At 69.9% G+C, this 16,752-nt stretch carries 17 protein-coding genes; 7 read left to right on the top strand and 10 right to left on the bottom strand.

The genetic code is table 11. From position 1 onward, the window contains the following. Nucleotides 1-123 precede the first annotated feature (123 nt). The 6 genes from EPA64_RS11190 to EPA64_RS17095 all read left to right on the top strand — a co-directional run bounded on the left by EPA64_RS11190 (nt 124) and on the right by EPA64_RS17095 (nt 6,549). Entirely contained in the window at nt 124-1,758 is a 1,635-nt protein-coding gene (locus EPA64_RS11190; protein ID WP_134726439.1) for an MFS transporter, read from the top strand. Between the two features lie 136 nt (nt 1,759-1,894). Further along, nucleotides 1,895-2,449 (top strand): NADPH-dependent FMN reductase, encoded by a 555-nt coding sequence (locus EPA64_RS11195; protein WP_134726440.1) that lies wholly within the window; start codon nt 1,895-1,897, stop codon nt 2,447-2,449. 238 nt (nt 2,450-2,687) lie between these two features. Then, entirely contained in the window at nt 2,688-3,626 is a 939-nt protein-coding gene (locus EPA64_RS11200; RefSeq protein WP_134726441.1) for an ABC transporter permease, read from the top strand. Beyond that, a complete protein-coding gene (locus EPA64_RS11205; RefSeq protein ID WP_134726442.1) occupies nt 3,623-4,435 on the top strand; it encodes an ABC transporter permease in 813 nt (270 codons plus the stop codon). Before EPA64_RS11200 ends, EPA64_RS11205 begins: the two co-directional genes overlap by 4 nt. After that, nucleotides 4,432-6,006 (top strand): ABC transporter ATP-binding protein, encoded by a 1,575-nt coding sequence (locus EPA64_RS11210; RefSeq protein WP_134726443.1) that lies wholly within the window; start codon nt 4,432-4,434, stop codon nt 6,004-6,006. Before EPA64_RS11205 ends, EPA64_RS11210 begins: the two co-directional genes overlap by 4 nt. Nucleotides 6,007-6,063: 57 nt before the next feature. Next, nucleotides 6,064-6,549: a TFIIB-type zinc ribbon-containing protein gene (locus EPA64_RS17095; protein WP_134726444.1), complete on the top strand. Its 486-nt coding sequence runs from the start codon at nt 6,064-6,066 to the stop codon at nt 6,547-6,549. Between the two features lie 107 nt (nt 6,550-6,656). Here EPA64_RS17095 and EPA64_RS11220 read toward each other — a convergent pair whose 3' ends face one another. After that, nucleotides 6,657-7,619 (bottom strand): L-malyl-CoA/beta-methylmalyl-CoA lyase, encoded by a 963-nt coding sequence (locus tag EPA64_RS11220; protein WP_134726445.1) that lies wholly within the window; start codon nt 7,617-7,619, stop codon nt 6,657-6,659. Nucleotides 7,620-7,789: 170 nt separating this feature from the next. Here EPA64_RS11220 and EPA64_RS11225 point away from each other — a divergent pair, with 170 nt between their 5' ends. Further along, nucleotides 7,790-8,650, top strand: a complete 861-nt coding sequence (locus tag EPA64_RS11225) for a D-amino-acid transaminase (RefSeq protein ID WP_134726446.1) — start codon at nt 7,790-7,792, stop codon at nt 8,648-8,650. Nucleotides 8,651-8,717: 67 nt separating this feature from the next. On the opposite strand, the gene EPA64_RS16325 is transcribed toward EPA64_RS11225, so the two are convergent. The 9 genes from EPA64_RS16325 to crcB form a co-directional block, all read right to left on the bottom strand. After that, nucleotides 8,718-9,629: a calcium-binding protein gene (locus EPA64_RS16325; RefSeq protein WP_167626657.1), complete on the bottom strand. Its 912-nt coding sequence runs from the start codon at nt 9,627-9,629 to the stop codon at nt 8,718-8,720. A 31-nt stretch (nt 9,630-9,660) separates the two neighbouring features. Then, a complete protein-coding gene (locus tag EPA64_RS11240; RefSeq protein WP_134726447.1) occupies nt 9,661-10,452 on the bottom strand; it encodes an amino acid ABC transporter ATP-binding protein in 792 nt (263 codons plus the stop codon). 10 nt (nt 10,453-10,462) lie between these two features. After that, nucleotides 10,463-11,914 carry an amino acid ABC transporter permease gene (locus tag EPA64_RS11245; RefSeq protein ID WP_134726448.1) on the bottom strand — a complete coding sequence of 484 codons (1,452 nt, stop codon included), beginning with the start codon at nt 11,912-11,914 and terminating at the stop codon, nt 10,463-10,465. Nucleotide 11,915: 1 nt separating this feature from the next. Next, the gene (locus EPA64_RS11250; protein WP_167626658.1) at nt 11,916-13,178 is read right to left on the bottom strand and encodes an amino acid ABC transporter permease; all 1,263 of its coding nucleotides are present in this window, start codon (nt 13,176-13,178) and stop codon (nt 11,916-11,918) included. Nucleotides 13,179-13,301: 123 nt separating this feature from the next. After that, nucleotides 13,302-14,318 (bottom strand): amino acid ABC transporter substrate-binding protein, encoded by a 1,017-nt coding sequence (locus tag EPA64_RS11255; RefSeq protein WP_134726449.1) that lies wholly within the window; start codon nt 14,316-14,318, stop codon nt 13,302-13,304. 158 nt (nt 14,319-14,476) lie between these two features. Further along, complete coding sequence (locus EPA64_RS11260; protein WP_134726450.1) at nt 14,477-15,199, bottom strand: ATP12 family chaperone protein; 723 nt, start codon at nt 15,197-15,199, stop codon at nt 14,477-14,479. After that, complete coding sequence (locus tag EPA64_RS16330; protein WP_167626659.1) at nt 15,196-15,345, bottom strand: hypothetical protein; 150 nt, start codon at nt 15,343-15,345, stop codon at nt 15,196-15,198. The genes EPA64_RS11260 and EPA64_RS16330 overlap by 4 nt, the downstream gene beginning before the upstream one ends. Continuing rightward, the gene (locus tag EPA64_RS11265; RefSeq protein ID WP_134726451.1) at nt 15,342-16,382 is read right to left on the bottom strand and encodes an RluA family pseudouridine synthase; all 1,041 of its coding nucleotides are present in this window, start codon (nt 16,380-16,382) and stop codon (nt 15,342-15,344) included. Before EPA64_RS11265 ends, EPA64_RS16330 begins: the two co-directional genes overlap by 4 nt. Beyond that, nucleotides 16,379-16,747 carry a fluoride efflux transporter CrcB gene (gene crcB / locus EPA64_RS11270; RefSeq protein ID WP_134726452.1) on the bottom strand — a complete coding sequence of 123 codons (369 nt, stop codon included), beginning with the start codon at nt 16,745-16,747 and terminating at the stop codon, nt 16,379-16,381. Before crcB ends, EPA64_RS11265 begins: the two co-directional genes overlap by 4 nt. Between the last annotated feature and the right edge of the window lie 5 nt (nt 16,748-16,752).

Here is a 16,752-nt window from a genome sequence, read left to right on the forward strand (position 1 = left end):
CCTGCGGGCCGCAGCCACCACCCGCGCAGCCTTTGCGCGGAATGGATTCTCCTGGCCCAAATACTCATCTTTTTTCGCGGCCGCGCTGATTGTCCCCGCCTGCGCCGCTGCTAGGGTGGCGCCATGCGACCGCAATCCTCGACCCTGGCGCCGTTCCGCCACAAGGCGTTCCGCACCCTCTGGGCGGCCACGCTGGTGTCGAACTTCGGCGGGCTGGTGCAGGCGGTGGGCGCGGCCTGGCTGATGACGCAGCTGACCGACAGCGCGACGCTGATCGCGCTGGTGCAGGCGTCCAACACCCTGCCGATCATGCTGTTCGCGCTGGTATCGGGGGCGCTGGCCGACATCTTCGACCGCCGCCGCCTGCTGCTGGCGGCGATCGGGGTGATGGCGGGCGGGTCGCTGCTGCTGGCCGCCGCCGCCTGGCTGGGCTGGCTTGCACCGTGGAGCCTCTTGGCCTTCACCTTCGTCATCGGCATGGGGCAGGCGCTCTACAACCCGCCGTGGCAGGCGAGCGTGGGCGACCTGGTGCCGCGCGCCGATGTGCCGGCGGCGGTGACGCTGAACTCGGTCGGGTTCAACCTGATGCGGTCGGTGGGTCCGGCGGCGGGCGGGCTGATCGTCGCGGGGTTCGGCGCGGCGGCGGCATTCGCCGTCAACGCCGCCAGCTATCTGCCGCTGCTGGGGGCGATGCTGCGCTGGCAGCCGCCCGTCCGGCCCCGCACCGTCGCGCCGGAACCGCTGGGTCCGGCCTTGGCGGCCGGGCTGCGCTATGTCGCGCTGTCGCCCAACCTGATGCGGGTGCTGGCGCGGGCCTCGCTGTTCGGCATGTCGGCGGTGTCGGTGCTGGCGCTGCTGCCGCTGATCGCGACCAGCCACCCTGCGGGCGGTTCGCTGACGCTGGGCCTGCTGCTGGGCTGCTATGGCATAGGCGCGATCAGCGGGGCCGCGCTGAACACCCGCATCCGCGCAAGGCTCAGCAACGAAAGCGTCGTCCGGCTGGCGTTCGCGCTGTTCGCGCTGTCCTGCGTGGCGCTGGCGCTGACCGACAACGCCTGGCTGCAGGGGCTGGCCCTGCTGCCCGCGGGCGCCAGCTGGGTGATGGCGCTGTCGCTGTTCAACGTGACGGTGCAGCTGTCCACCCCGCGCTGGGTCGTGGCCCGCGCGCTGGCGCTGTATCAGACGGCGACGTTCGGGGGCATGGCGCTGGGGTCGGGGCTGTGGGGCGCCATCGCGGGCGCGTGGTCGGTCGATCACGCCCTGCTGGGGGCGGCGGCGCTGCTGGTCGTGGGGGCGCTGGTCGGGCACTGGTTCAGCCAGCCCGAATACGGCACGCTGGACCTGGACCCGGTTAACCGGTTCCGCGAACCCTCGCTGGCGCTGGACCTGCGGGGCCGGTCGGGGCCGATCATGGTCATGGTCGATTACCGCATCGCGCCCCGGGACACGCCGGCCTTTCTGCGGCTGATGGCGCTGCGCCGCAACATCCGCCGCCGCGACGGGGCGCGCAACTGGGCGCTGCTGCGCGATCTGGAAAACCCGGAAACGTGGTCGGAATCCTATCACATCGCGACCTGGGACGAATACGTCCGCCACAACCTGCGCCGCACCAAGTCGGACAACATCGTCGGCGAAAAGCTCAGCGCGCTGCACCAGGGCGAGGATGCCCCCCAGGTCCACCGCATGATCGAGCGGCACAGCGTCAGCCCCGCCGACGACCTGCCGCTGATCGGCCGGATCGAGGTGCCGGGGTCGTGACCGATCCTTGACCGGGCGTTCGTCCCGGGGTTGTCGGGGCGCGTCTCGCATCGCACGGGCCGCGCCATCGCTGCGGCGGCCTTGTCCCCGCCCGGCCGGCCCCGTATCCACGCCGAAACTTCCGAAAGGGCAAGACGTGTCACAATTCACCGTTGCGATGCTGGTCGCAAGCACCCGCACAGGGTCCATCAACGTCCGGCTGGCCAAGGCGATCGAGGCGCTTGCGCCCGAGACGCTTTCGTTCAACTGGGTGCAGATGGACGACCTGCCGTTCTATCACGGCGACCTGGAAGGCGACCGCCCCGCCGCCGTGCGGCGCTTTGTGTCCGAGATCGAGGCCGCCGACGCCGTCTGCATCGTGACGCCGGAATACAACCGCTCGATCCCCGCGGTCCTCAAGAACGCGATCGACTGGGGGTCCAAGCCCGGCGACCGCAACGTCTGGCGCGACAAGGTCGTCGCCATGTCCGGCACCTCGCCCGGCGGCATCGGCACGGCCGTCGGCCAGCAGCACCTGCGCCAGATCCTGTCGATCCTGAACGCGGTCGTCGTCCCCGGCGAGGTCTATGTCACGTTCAAGACGCCCGACATGATCGACGCGGCGGGCAACGTCGCCGACGACAGCGTCCGCGACTTTATCGCTGCCTTTGCCAAGCGGTTCGAGGCGCTGATCCGGCGGATGCGCGACTAGGGACATCCCGGCCGCCGGTCCGATCGCCGCGTCGATAAGGGGGCCGAGCGGACGGGTTTCCTGCCGCGTCGCAGTGGGTTAGGACAGGGGCAGGAAGGCGCGGCGGGTGGCATGCCGCCTGTCGCCTGCTCAACTGACGCGGTGGTGAAGCAAAGCCGATGGTGACTTGCATCCGTGAACCGGCAGGGCGCGGGCGGGCGCGTGACGCGACCGCCCACGCGCAACCACGGCATCCGCGATGCGGCCGCTGATCCGCCGCCTGATCTCGCTGGTCGTCAGCCTGCTTGTCGCCTCGGCGGTGATCTTTGCGGTCGTGGACCTGGTGCCGGGCGATCCGGCCAGCTTCATGCTGGGGACCGGGGCGCAACCCGACACCGTGGCGGCGTTGCGGGCGCAGATGGGGTTGGACCTGCCGTGGCCCGTGCGTTACGCGCGCTGGCTGGGCGGGGTGGTCACGGGCGATCTGGGCACCAGCCTTGCCTATAAGACGCCGGTGGCGGGGATGATCGCCGACCGGGTGCAGGTGTCGCTGCCGCTGGCGGTGCTGGCGCTGGGGCTGGCCATCGCGGTGGCCTTTCCGGCGGGCATGTTCGCCGCCAGCCGCCGCGGCCGGGCGGGCGACGTGGCGGTGATGGGCGGCACGCAGCTGGGGATCGCGCTGCCCAATTTCTGGTTCGCGATGCTGCTGGTGCTGGTCTTTGCGGTGCGGCTGCGCTGGCTGCCGGCGGGCGGCTTTCCCGGCTGGGGCCATCCGCTTGCGGCGCTGAAATCGCTGATCCTGCCCGCCGTCGCGCTGGCGCTGCCGCAGGCGGCGATCCTTGCCCGCGTGCTGCGATCCGCGCTGATCGAGACGCTGGGGCAGGATTACATCCGCTCGGCCCGCGCCAAGGGCCTCAGCCGGGGCCAGGCGCTGCGCCGCCATGCGCTGCGCAATGCGCTGATCCCGGTGCTGACCATCCTGGGGATGCAGTTCTCGTTCCTGCTGGCCGGTGCGATCATCATCGAGAACGTGTTCTATCTGCCTGGTCTGGGCCGGCTGATCTTTCAGGCGATCAGCCAGCGCGACCTGGTGGTGGTGCAGTCGGCGGTGCTGGTGCTGGTCGCGGCGGTGATCGTCGTCACCTTCCTTGTCGATCTGGCCTATGCCGCCGTGGACCCAAGGCTGCGCGGCCGATGAGGGCGGGGCTGGTCCTTGGCGCGGTGCTGACATCCGTCGCGGTGGCCGCGGCGCTGCTGTCGTTCGTCTGGACGCCCTTTGACGTGACCGGCGTCAGCATCGCCGACAAGCTGCGCCCGCCGTCGGCCGCCCATCCCTTCGGCACCGATCATTTCGGGCGCGACATGCTGTCGATGGTGATGGTCGGCGCGCGCACCTCGCTGGCCGTGGCGCTGGTCGCGGTCGGCATCGGCGTGGGCGCGGGCGTGCCGCTGGGCCTGCTGGCGGCGGCGCGGGGCGGCTGGGCGGACGAGGTCGTGATGCGCGGCAACGACCTGGTGTTCGCCTTCCCCTCGCTGGTGATCGCGATCCTGATCACGGCGGCGTTCGGGCCGTCGGCGGTGAACGCGATCCTGGCCATCGGCATCTTCAACATCCCGGTGTTCGCCCGCGTCACCCGCGCGGCGGCGCTGCCGATCTGGACGCTGGATTACATCCGCGCCGCGCAGGTCGCGGGCAAGGGCCGGGCCCGCATCAGCGTCGAACATGTCCTGCCCAACCTCGCCAGCCTGCTGATCGTGCAGGGCACGATCCAGTTCAGCCTGGGGATATTGGCCGAGGCCGGGCTGTCCTATGTCGGCCTTGGCGCGCAGCCGCCCACGCCCAGCTGGGGCCGCATGCTGGCCGAGGCGCAGACGATGGTCACGCTGGCCCCCCACGTGGCCATCGTGCCGGGGATCGCCATCGTGCTGACCGTGCTGGGGCTGAACCTGCTGGGCGACGGGTTCCGCGACGCGCTGGACCCGCGGCTTAAGGCGCGGCTGGCATGATCGGGGTGCACGGGCTGTCAGTGCGGCTGCACGGGCGCGAGGTGCTGTCGGGCATCGACCTGCCGCTGCCGCCCGGCACGATCACCGGGCTGGTCGGCGAAAGCGGGTCGGGCAAGTCGATGACGGCGCTGGCGGTCATCGGCCTGCTGCCCGACGGCGCGCGGACCGCGGGGGCGGTCACGCTGGACGGGCAGAACCTGCTGGACCTGCCGGAAACGACGCTGAACGGGTTGCGCGGGCGGCGGATCGGGATGATCTTTCAGGAGCCGATGACCGCGCTGAATCCGCTGATGACCATCGGCGACCAGGTGGCCGAGGTGCTGGTCCGCCATCAGGGCATGGACCGGGCGCAGGCGGCGGCGCGGGCGCGCGAGCGGCTGGACCGCGTGGGCCTGCCGCTGCCGCGGTTTCCGCTGGGCCTTTATCCGCACCAGCTGTCGGGCGGCCAGCGCCAGCGCGTCGCCATCGCGATGGCCATCGCGCTGGCCCCCGACCTGCTGATCGCGGACGAACCGACGACCGCGCTGGACGTGACCACGCAGGCGCAGATCCTGGACCTGCTGCGCGGCCTTGTCCGGGACGAAGGGATGGCGCTGCTGTTGATCACCCACGATCTGGCCGTGGTCGCGGGCATCGCCGACCGCGTCGCGGTGATGCAGGCGGGCCGCATCGTCGAACACGGCCCGACCGAGGCGCTGTTTCGCACCCGCGCCCATCCCTATACGCGCGCGCTGTTCGCCGCCGCCGCCCACAGCCCCAACCCGGCGAGGACCGCGCCCGCCGGCACGGCGATCCTGCGGGTGACGGATGCGGTGCGCGAATACACCCTGCCCCGCCCGACGCCCCTTGCCCCGCACCCGGTGCTGCGGGCGGTGGACGGCGTCAGCCTGACCATCGCCGACGGCGAATCGGTCGGCCTCGTGGGCGAGTCGGGCTGCGGGAAATCGACCCTGACCCGCGCGATCCTGGGGCTGGACCGGCTGCAGGGCGGCCGGATCGAGCTGGACGGCGAGGCCGTCACCGACCGGATGCCCGCCCGCCTGCGCGCCAAGGTGCAGGTGGTGTTCCAGGACCCCTATGGCAGCTTTGACCCGCGCTGGCGCGTGGACCGGCTGGTGGCCGAGCCGTTCCATCTGACCGGCCGCCCCCGCGACTGGCGCGACCGCGTGGCCGAGGCGCTGGCGCAGGTGGGCATCCCTCCCGACGCCATGCGCCGCCACATCCACGAGTTTTCCGGCGGCCAGCGCCAGCGCATCGCCATCGCCCGCGCCCTGATCGTGCGCCCGCGTCTGGTCGTGCTGGACGAGGCGGTCAGCGCGCTGGACGTGCAGGTCCGCGCGCAGGTGCTGGACCTGCTGGCCGACCTGCGCCGCCGGCACGGGCTGGCCTGGCTGTTCATCAGCCACGACCTGTCGGTGGTCCGCGCGATTTCCGACCGCGTGCTGGTGATGGATCAGGGCCGCATCGTCGAGGACGGGACGACCGAGCAGGTGCTGTCCGCCCCCCGCCACGGGGTGACGCGGCGGCTTGTCGCCGCGACGCCGGTCATTCCCGCCGGATGGATCGCCTGACCCTTGCAGAACGGCCCGGACCGCCTAACTGACGGTGAACAGGCACGGAGGACAGCCATGCAATGCCCGGTCGACGGCGAAACCCTGGTGATGAGCGAACGCAGCGGGGTCGAGATCGACTATTGCCCCAAGTGCCGCGGCGTGTGGCTGGACCGGGGCGAGCTGGACAAGATCGTCGCCCGCGCCAGCGGCGACGAGCAGCGCCCGGTGGTGATGCAGGCACCCGGCGGCCCGGCCATCGACCCGACCTTGCAGCCGCCCGCCCATCCCACGGCCGCGCCGATGCTGCAGGGCGCGCCGCAATTCCCGACCGGCGACCGTGGCCGCGATGATCGCCGCCGTGACGACGACGACCGGCGTCGGGACGACGACGACCGTTACCGCACCGAGCGTCGCCGCGACGACGACGACCGCCGCCGCGACCACGACGACCGCGGCTATCGCGCGGACGACCGCGATTACCGGCGCGACGACGATGATTACGAATACCGGGGGAAGAAGAAAAAGCGCGAATCGTTCCTGTCGGACCTGTTCGACTTCTAGGGGAACTCGCCAAATGGACAGGCCCCGGCCGGTGGCGCGGGGCCTGCCTCTCCTCCCCCGAATGACGGCCGGGCCTCCCCGCCTGACCGTCCGGGTGTCGCGTTGTCCTAGTGCTGCTGGGCGATCAACTCTGCCTGCCGCACGATCACTTGTGCCTGACGGACGGACGCGATGTCAACCAGTCTACCTTTGTATACCGCCGCGCCGGCGCCGGACCGCTGGGCGTGGTCCATCGCGGCCAAAATCTCGCGCGCCTCGGTGACCGCGGCTTCGTTCGGCGAAAAGATCTCGTTGGCCATCGCGACCTGCGACGGGTGGATCGCCCATTTGCCGACCATCCCCAGCGTCGCGGACCGCAGCGCCTGCGCGCGGAACCCGTCGGCATCGCTGAAATCGCCGAACGGGCCGTCCACCGGCAGGATGCCGTGGGTGCGGCAGGCGGCGACGATGGCGGCCTGCGCCCAGTGCCACGGGTCGGACCAGTATTTCGCCCCCTCGCGCGCCATGTAATAGTTTTCCTGCGTCCCGCCGATGCCGGTCGTGGCCATGCCCATGCTGGCGGCGAAATCCGCCGCGCCCAGGCTCATCGCCTGCAGGCGGGGGGAACTGGCGGCGATCTCCTCGACGTGGCTGATGCCGGCGGCCGATTCGATGATGACCTCGAACGCGATGGGCCTTGTGCGGCCCTTGGCCCGCTCGATTGCCGTGACCAACGCATCGACGGCGTAAAGGTCGGCCGCGTTGCCGACCTTGGGGATCATGATCTGGTCCAGACGGTCCGACGCCTGTTCCAGCAGGTCCACCACGTCGCGATACCAGAACGGCGTGTCCAGCCCGTTGATCCGCACCGAAAGCGTCTTGTTGCCCCAGTCCACATCGCCGACCGCCTCGATCACGTTGCGGCGCGCCTGGTCCTTGTCGTCGGGTGCGACGCTGTCTTCCAGGTCAAGGTTGATGACGTCGGCAGCCGATCCGGCCATTTTCGGGAACAGCGCCGGGCGCGAGCCGGGACCGAACAGCTGGCAGCGGTTCAGGCGGGCGGGCGGCGCGGGTTGCAGGCGGAAGGACATGGACGGCACCTCGGTAACGATGTTTCGCGGGATATGCCTGACGTGATAGATTGTTGCCGCAGCTGCATCAACCCGTGATGCAGCCGCAGCATGGCGGGCCGACCATCCGCGCGGTTGACCGCCCCGCCGGATTGGCGCAATCCCCTTTCAACACGAACAGGAGCGTCCGCATGACCCGCACCGTCTTTGTCAACGGCCAGTATCTGCCCGAGGATCAGGCCACCGTCTCGGTCTTTGACCGCGGCTTTCTGATGGCCGATGGCGTGTATGAGGTGGTCAGCGTCCTGGCCGGCAAGCTGCTGGACTTTGACGGGCACATGGCGCGGCTGGCGCGGTCGCTGGACGAACTGCGCATTGGCCATCCAATGTCCGACGCCGACTGGCTGGCGGCGCACCGCAGGCTGGTCGCCGACAACGCCGTGACCGACGGGATGGTCTATCTGCAGGTCACGCGCGGCAACCCGGGCGACCGCGACTTTACCTGGCCGTCCGCCGACACGACGCCCACCGTGGTGATGTTCACCCAGTCCAAGCCGGGGCTGGCCGAAAGCCCGCAGGCCGCGACCGGGCTGCGTGTCGTCACCGTGCCCGACATCCGCTGGCACCGCCGCGACATCAAGACGGTGCAGCTGCTGTATCCCAGCATGGCCAAGATGGAGGCCAAGGCGCGGGGCGCCGACGACGCCTGGATGGTCGAGGACGGGCTGGTGACCGAGGGCACGTCCAACAACGCCTATATCGTCAAGGGCGGCGTCATCGTCACGCGGGCGCTGTCCCACGACATCCTGCACGGCATCACCCGCGCCGCCGTCCTGCGGTTCGCGCGCGAGGCGCAGATGACCATCGAAGAGCGCAGCTTTACCGTGGACGAGGCCAAGGCCGCGGACGAGGCGTTCATCACCTCGGCCAGCGCCTTTGTCATGCCGGTGGTGGAAGTCGACGGCGCGTCCATCGGGACCGGAACCCCCGGCCCCGTCGCCCGCCGCCTGCGCGAGATCTATCTGGAGGAAAGCCGCAAGACGGCGATCTGACCGCGCGGCCGCATCCCCCGCCGCGAAAAGGCCCGCCGGATCGGCGGGCCTTGTTCATTCCGGCGCATCAGCCGGTGACATAGCCGGGCAGCGCCTGCCCCGCCGCGACGGCGGCGGCCGCGGCGCGGTCGTCCACCACCGCGATGCCATCCACGTCCGCGGCGTCCATGTCGGCGATCACGACCAGCGTCTCGCCGCCCATGACCACGCGCACGTCGTCGCCGTCCTGCACCAGCTCATATTCCAGCGGCCCCTCATAGCCGGGCTGCGCGCTGAGCGTCAGGCTGTCGCCATCCTCCCACGCGATGCGTCCGGGGCCGTCCAGCCCGGTCACGGCATGGTATTCGTCGCGTCCCTCGCCGCCGTCGGCAAAGTCGCCGGCGCCCACCTCGATCAGGTCGTCGCCGTCGCCGCCATACAGCACGTCCACCACGTCGGCCGCGCCCGATGCGCCGTCGCGGGCGGCGATGGTGTCGTCGCCCTGCCCGCCGTGGATCGTCACCTGCCCGCCGGTGGCGGTCAGCAGGTCGTCGCCGTCCTCGTCATCCTCGTCGTCGTCGCCCCAGATGACGTGGGTGCCGCCGTTCGTGGTGATGGTGTCGTCGCCCGACCCGCCAAAGATCGTGTCGCTGCCCTCGTCGGCGCCCAGGTCCAGGCCGCCATAGACGTCCGCGCCCTCGCCCAGAAACACCCGGTCGTCGCCGTCCTGCGCGGCCACCAGATCGGCGCCAAGGCCGCCATAGATCTCGTCGTCGCCGCCGCCGCCCACGATGGTGTCGTCACCTTCCCAGCCGCGGATGATCTCGTCCTCGGGGGTGCCGGTCAGTGCCTCGTCGTCCTCGTCGCCGTTGATCACGTCGCGGCCGCCGACCGGGTCGTCGGGGATCGGATCGGGCTGGTCGTCGCTGTCCGACGACAGCAGGGTGCCGATGCCGCCAAGGGCCAGCGCGCCCAGCATCAGCAGGAATATCTGGTTCATCGGTCCACCCCCGGTTGCCGTGTTCCGCCGATCAATGCCCCAGAATCTGGCTGAGGAACAGCTTGGTCCGTTCGGATTGCGGATTGTTGAAGAACTCGTGCGGCGTGTTCTGTTCGACGATCTGGCCCTGATCCATGAAGATCACGCGGTTGGCCACGGCCTGCGCGAACCCCATCTCGTGGGTGACGCAGATCATGGTCATGCCATCCTGCGCCAGCTCGATCATGGTATCCAGCACCTCCTTGATCATCTCGGGGTCAAGGGCGCTGGTCGGTTCGTCGAACAGCATGATCTTTGGCTCCATGCACAGCGACCGGGCGATGGCCACGCGCTGCTGCTGGCCGCCCGACAGCTGGCCGGGATACTTGTGCGCCTGTTCGGGGATGCGGACCTTTTCCAGATAGCGCATGGCCGTCGCCAGCGCCTCGCGCCGCGGCACCCGGCGCACCCAGATCGGCGCCAGGGTGCAGTTCTCCAGCACCGTCAGATGCGGGAACAGGTTGAAATGCTGGAACACCATGCCGACCTCGGACCGGACCTTGTCGATGTTCTTCAGGTCGTTGGTCAGCTCGACCCCGTCCACGACGATACGGCCGGACTGGTGTTCCTCCAGCCGGTTGATGCAGCGGATCAGCGTCGATTTGCCCGACCCGGACGGCCCGGCGATGACGATGCGTTCGCCGCGCCGGACGGTCAGGTCGATGTCGCGCAGCACGTGGAAGCTGCCATACCACTTGTTCATGCCCTGGATCTGGATGGCCACCTGGTCGCTGACCGTCATGTGGCTGCGGTCGATGGCGCGGTCTGCGTAGACGTCGGTCATGGCTGGCCCCTCAGCGGTGTTCGCGCTTCAGCCGCTGTTCCAGATACATGGAATACCGCGACATGCTGAAGCAGAGGATAAAGAAGATGGCGCCGGTGAAGATATACGGCTCCCAATAGGCGCCTTTCCAGGCGAAGGTGGCGCGGATCGTGTCGGCCATCTGTTTCAGCGGGTCGAACAGGCCCACGAACGTCACCAGCGTGGTGTCCTTGAACAGCCCGATGAAGGTGCCGACGATGCCGGGGATGGAAATCTTCAGCGCCTGCGGCAGCACGATCAGCCGCTGCGCCTTCCAGTAATCCAGCCCCAGCGAGTCGGCGGCCTCGTATTGCCCCTTGGGCAGGGCGGCCAGACCGCCGCGGATCACCTCGGCCATATAGGCCGAGGCGAACAGCGTCACCATGATGATGACCCGCAGGATGATGTCGAAGTTGGTGCCCGGCGGCAGGAAATAGTTCAGCAGCAGCGAGGCCACGAACAGCAGCGTGATCAGCGGCACGCCGCGGATGAACTCGATGAACATCACCGCGAAGGCCTTGACCACCGGCATGTCCGACCGCCGCGCCAGCGCCAGGATGATGCCCAGCGGCAGCGACATCACGATGCCCGAGACGCCGATGGTGATCGCCAGAACGAACCCGCCGAAGGCGCGCGATTCGACGTAAGGCAGCGCCACGGGCAGCAGCGACTGCAGGTCGGATGCCGCGCGGTCCGACATGAACATCCACCACGCCGCCGCGGCCGCGACGCCGGCGGCGACCGCGAACAGGCCCAGGCGGGACAGCGCCCGCCACACGGCAAAGCCCAGCACAAAGCCCGCCAGCACGCACAGCGGCCCCCAGATCGACCCGCCCCACAGCAGCCAGACCGCGACGAAGGGGAACAGCAGGCTGAACACCAGCGCCGCGCGGTGGGCGTATTCGTTCAGCGCCGTCAGCCCGACCACCACCACCGCCAGCACCAGCAACGCGCGGGGCGGCGCGCCCAGCAGCATGCACAGCGCAAAGGTCAGCACCGCCGCGACCGCCATCACCGTCCAGCGCAGCGCGCGGCTTTCGGTGAACAGCACCGGCGCGATGGCAAAGAACATCAGCCCGAAGGCCGCGGTCGGCCGCCAGTATTCCGACGGCGGGAAGAACCCGAACAGGAACTGGTTCCAGCGTTCTCGGATCACCGCGAAACAGCCGCCGGTCGCGCCCTGCCCCCAGCGTTCCGCGATGATCTGGCGGCACTCGGCCATGCTGGAGGCGTTCCAGACCGAGTGGCTGAACCACGGCCAGAAATGCGACACGAGGAACCACACGACCGCCAGCCCCAACAGGGTCAGGATCGTGTTCAGCGGGCCGGAAAACAGGTTCTGGCGCAGCCACAGCACGCTGCCCGACTGGCGCGAGGGGGGCGCGCCCTGCGGCAGCATGCTGTCGCGGACATAGGCGACGGTTTCGGCGTGCAGCTCGCTCATCTCACCGCTCCTTCAGCCGGACGCTGGCGTTATAGACGTTCATCACCCCCGAGATGACCAGGCTGAGCGCCAGATAGACGCCCATCATCAGCAGCATCGATTCCATCTCGCGCCCGGTCTGGTTCAGCGTCGTCCCGCCCAGCGTGGCGCGCAGGTCGGGATAGCCCACCGCGATCGCCAGCGAGCTGTTCTTGGTCAGGTTCAGGAACTGCGAGATCAGCGGCGGGATGATGACCCGCAGCGCCTGCGGCAGCACCACCAGCGCCATGATCGGGCGCGCGCGCAGCCCCAGCGCCGCCGCCGCCTCGGACTGGCCGCGGCTGACGGCCATGATGCCCGCGCGCACGATTTCGGCGATGAAGGCGCCGGTATACAGCGACAGCGCCAGCAGCAGCACGACAAAGCCGTTGTCCAAGTTCATGCCGCCGGCAAAGTTGAACCCGCGCAGTTCCGGCGTCACCAGATGCAGGCCGAACAGCCGCCACAGCGCCACCAGCGGCACCAGGAACAGCGCCAGCGTGACCCACCATGTCGCGGGCCGGATGCCGGTCGCGTCCTGTCGCGCCTGCGCCCGCGCGCGGACCCAGCGGTTGATCAGCCACGCCGCCGCGAACGCCAGCACGAAGGCCAGCAGGGGCGCGCTGACGCTGACCGGCCCCAGCGCCACCGCGCCGGGGTCGTGTTCCACCCGCAACGCGGGGACCGAGGTATAGCGGTTGGTCGGCGCCACGCTGTCGAACAGGATCATCTGCGCGCTCGCGCTGCCGTCCGCGGCCGGGCGGTAATCGCGCGGCGACGGCATCACCTCGGTGAACACCGCCATGATGACCAGGATCCACAGCAGCAGGGGGACGTTGCGGAACACCTCGACATAGACGGTCATCAGGCGGCTGACCAACCAGTTGTTCGACAGCCGCAGGACGCCGACCAGCACGCCCAGGACGGTGGCCAGCAGGCAGCCCAGCGCCGACACCAGCAGCGTGTTCAGCAGGCCCACGCCCGCCGCGCGCAGATGCGTGGAATCCGAGTTGTAGGGGATCAGGCTGAACGGGATGTCATAGCCGGAACGGTTGTCCAGAAAGCCGAAGTCGAAGGTCTTGCCCATCCGGGCCAGGTTCTCGACCGTGTTGTTGACCAGCCACGCCGCGACCAGCATGACCAGGATGAACACCACCGCCTGGATCGTCAGCGACCGGTATCGCCGGTCGCGGATCAGCATCGACAGGCGGAAGGGCGGATCTTGCCCGCCGGGCAGGTCGGTCATTCGTGTCTTTCCCTGTTGAGGAAGCGCGCGGGCTTTGCGCCCGTCATCGTTTCCCGCGCCCCTTGGGGGCTGCGGGCCGGTGGCCGGCGCGCGCGGGACCGGCCCGCGCGCGCCGTCCTGTCCTTAGCGGAACGGCATCGCGTACATCAACCCGCCCTGCGTCCACTGTGCGTTCAGGCCGCGGGCCAGCCCGATGGGGGTCTGCTCGCCGATGGTGGCGGCGAAGATCTCGCCATAGTTGCCCGACGCGGCGATGGCGCGTTTGGCCCAGTCCTTGTCCAGGCCCAGCATCTTGCCATAGTCGTCGGACGCGCCCAGCAGGCGCTGCACCTCGGGGTTGGTCGAGGATTTGGTCAGCTCTTCCAGATTGGCCGAGGTGATGCCGTATTCCTCGGCGGCGATCAGCGCATACAGCGTCCAGCGGACCACGTCGCCCCAGTTGTTATCGCCGTGGCGCACCGCCGGCCCCAGCGGTTCCTTCGAGATGATCTCGGGCAGGATGATGTGGTTTTCCGGATCGGCGAAGGCCGCCCGCGTCGCCGCCAGCCCCGACGCGTCGGTCGTATAGGCGTCGCAGGCGCCGGCCATGTACTGCTGCTCGCCCTCGGCATTCGAATCGATGTTGACCGGCTGATAGGTCATGTTGTTCGACTTGAAATAGTCGGCCAGGTTCAGCTCGGTCGAGGTGCCGGTCTGGATGCAGATCGTGGCGCCGTCCAGTTCCTTGGCGCTGGTCACGCCCAGGTCGTTGCGGACCATGAAACCCTGCCCGTCATAATAGTTGACGGCCACGAAATCCAGCTTCAGGTCGGTGTCGCGCTGGAACGTCCAAGTCGAGTTGCGGGCCAGCACGTCCACCTCGCCCGAGGCGAGCGCGGTGAAGCGGGTCTGGCCGGTCGTGGGGATGTATTTCACCTTGGACGCGTCGCCCAGCACCGCGGCGGCCACGGCCTTGCAGACCGCGATGTCGAACCCCGACCAGTTGCCGTTCGCGTCCGGCGCGGCAAAGCCGACCAGCCCGGTGTTGACGCCGCAGTTCAGCACGCCGCGCGCCTTGACGTCGGCCAGCGTGTCGGCCGCGGCCATCCCGCCGATCAGCGCCGTCGCCGCGACGGTGCCAAGGAATACCGTTTTCTTCATGTGGACCTCTCTGTTGCCCGACTTCTCGGGTCGGTGTCTGGACCGTCACGCGGGCCGTTGGCCGGCCGCTATGCGCGACCGGCATAGGCGGCATGATGCCGATACAAAGCTATGCGTCAAGGCCGCCGCGGGGGCGGCCGCCCGTCCAAAAGGTCAGGTCAGCCCGGCGCTGCCTGCGCGCGCAGCAACGTCAACAGCCTTTCGGCAGACTGCATCGCCGCGCGGCGGCCGGCGGCGGCGGCCTCGGCCTCGTCGTCGCGGCCCCATTCCTCGGCCTGGAAATCCTCGTCCAGCCGCGACAAAGCGTGCGCCTCGTCCGCGGTGATGCGGCCGTCCAGCACGGCCAGCCCCAGCACCAGCGAACCGGGCAGCGTCACCAGATCGTGCAGCGCCGTCAGTTCCCACGGGGACAGCGCCGCCAGCCGGGCGCGCAGCGCCGCCAGCGCGGCTGCGTCCTGCGCGACAGGCATCACGCCTTGCGTGGCGACCAGCCGCGCGCCCTGCCCCGCCAGCCAGTCCAGCAGCGGGTTCCACGCCGCGGCCTGCCGCGCGGCCAGCTGCGGGGGGTGGGCGGCGCGATAGCACAGCAGGTCGGTCGCGCCGTATTCGCACAGCATGTCGGCGACCGCCCCCGCCTGCCCCGCGACCTTTTCCAGGGCCGAGTTCGCGGCCCGCGTCAGCGGCATCGACTGCGGGTCGATGGCGTCCGCCTGCGCGTCCCATTCGGCCGCGATCGCCAGCGCCAGCGCCCGGCCGGGCAGGATCAGCGGCTGCTTGCCCGGCGTGCGGACGGGGCGGCCGTCCAGCAGAACCTGCCAGCCGTCGCCGGCCTGCGCGACCGTGGCAGAGGTCCAGAAACGGCGCGCCTTCCACTCGCTCATGCGGAGCAATCCTCGATCAGCCGGGTCGGCCCGGCAAAGCCTTCGGTGACGGCAGGGGCGGCGGCCATGCCCGCGCCCGCCGCCGACATGACGATTGCGTGGCTGTCCGCCAGCGTGCCGTCGTTGCCCCGGATGACCCGCTTCATTCGTCCTCGAACGGGTCGGCGGGCACGTCGTTCTGGTGCCAGCCCAGCGTCTTCCATGTCCGCGCCATGTGGTCGGGCAGCGGCGCGGTCAGGGTGACGCGCTTGCCGGTGACCGGGTGGTCAAAGCTGATCGAGCGGGCGTGCAGGTGCAGCTTGCGGCTGATCTCGCCGCCCAGCTGCGCGCCCCAGCCGTCGCCCAGGTTCTCCTGACCCGATCCGCCGTATTTGCCGTCACCGATGATCGGATGGCCCAGTTCGGCCATATGCGCGCGCAGCTGATGGGTGCGCCCCGTCACCGGGACCAGCGCGCACCAGCTGACGCGGGTGCCCAGGCTGTCCAGCACCGCATAGTCGGTGGTGGCGCGCTTGGCGCCCTCGGTCTGGTCGATGCGGGCGGGGTGGACGCAGATCATCTTCTCGCCCTCGCCGCCGCGGCCGTGGCCCGCCGCCTTGACCAGACCGAACCGCACCGTCCCCATCTGCGGCGAGGGCACGCCCGCCACCGCCGCCCAATAGATCTTGCGCGTGGTCCGCGCCCGGAACGATTCCGACAGCCGCCGCGCAACCCGGTCGGTGCGCGCCAGCAGCAGCACGCCCGAGGTGTCCTTGTCCAGCCGGTGCACCAGCTTGGGCCGTTCCTTGAAGCCGAACATCAACGCCGCGGCCAGCCCGTCCACATGGCGGTCGCCCTGCCCGCTGCCGCCCTGCGACGGCAGGCCGGCGGGCTTGTTCAGCGCGATGACATGCTCGTCGCGCCACAGCACCGCCGACTGGATCATCTGGATATCGGCGTCGCGCGGGGACGCCCGTTCGGCCGCGGGCGGGGCCGCGTCGGGCAAGGGGGGCACGCGCACCTCTTGCCCCGGCTCGACGCGGGTGGCGGGTTTCACCCGCGCGCCATCCACGCGCAGCTGGCCGGTGCGGCACAGTTTCTCGATGGCGATCTGGTTCAGCTGCGGGAACTTGCGGCGCAGCCAGCGGTCCAGCCGCTGCTCGCCCTCGTCGTCGCCCACGCGCAGGGACTGCAGGCCGCTCATGCCGGGCGCCCCACCGCCATGCCCGCCGCCACCGCCGCCAGCGACAGCCCGACCGAGGCCGCGACATAGCCGGCCGCGCCCGCGTGCTGGCCGCGCTGCCACAGCGCCAGCGCATCCAGCGAGAACGCGGAAAATGTGGTGAACCCGCCCAGCAGGCCGGTCATCAGCAGCGGCGACCATGCCGCGCCACGCCCGGCCAGCACCACCGCCAGCACGCCGATCAGGAACGAACCCGCGACGTTGACCGCCAGCGTCGCCACTGGAAGCCCCGGCCCGAACAGCCGCGCCGCGCCGACATTGACGCCGTGGCGCGCCGTCGCGCCCATCGCGCCGCCAAGCGCCACCTGAAGAACCGGATACATCATCCCGC

The organism is Paracoccus luteus (assembly GCF_004522155.1).
Taxonomy (GTDB): domain Bacteria; phylum Pseudomonadota; class Alphaproteobacteria; order Rhodobacterales; family Rhodobacteraceae; genus Paracoccus; species Paracoccus luteus.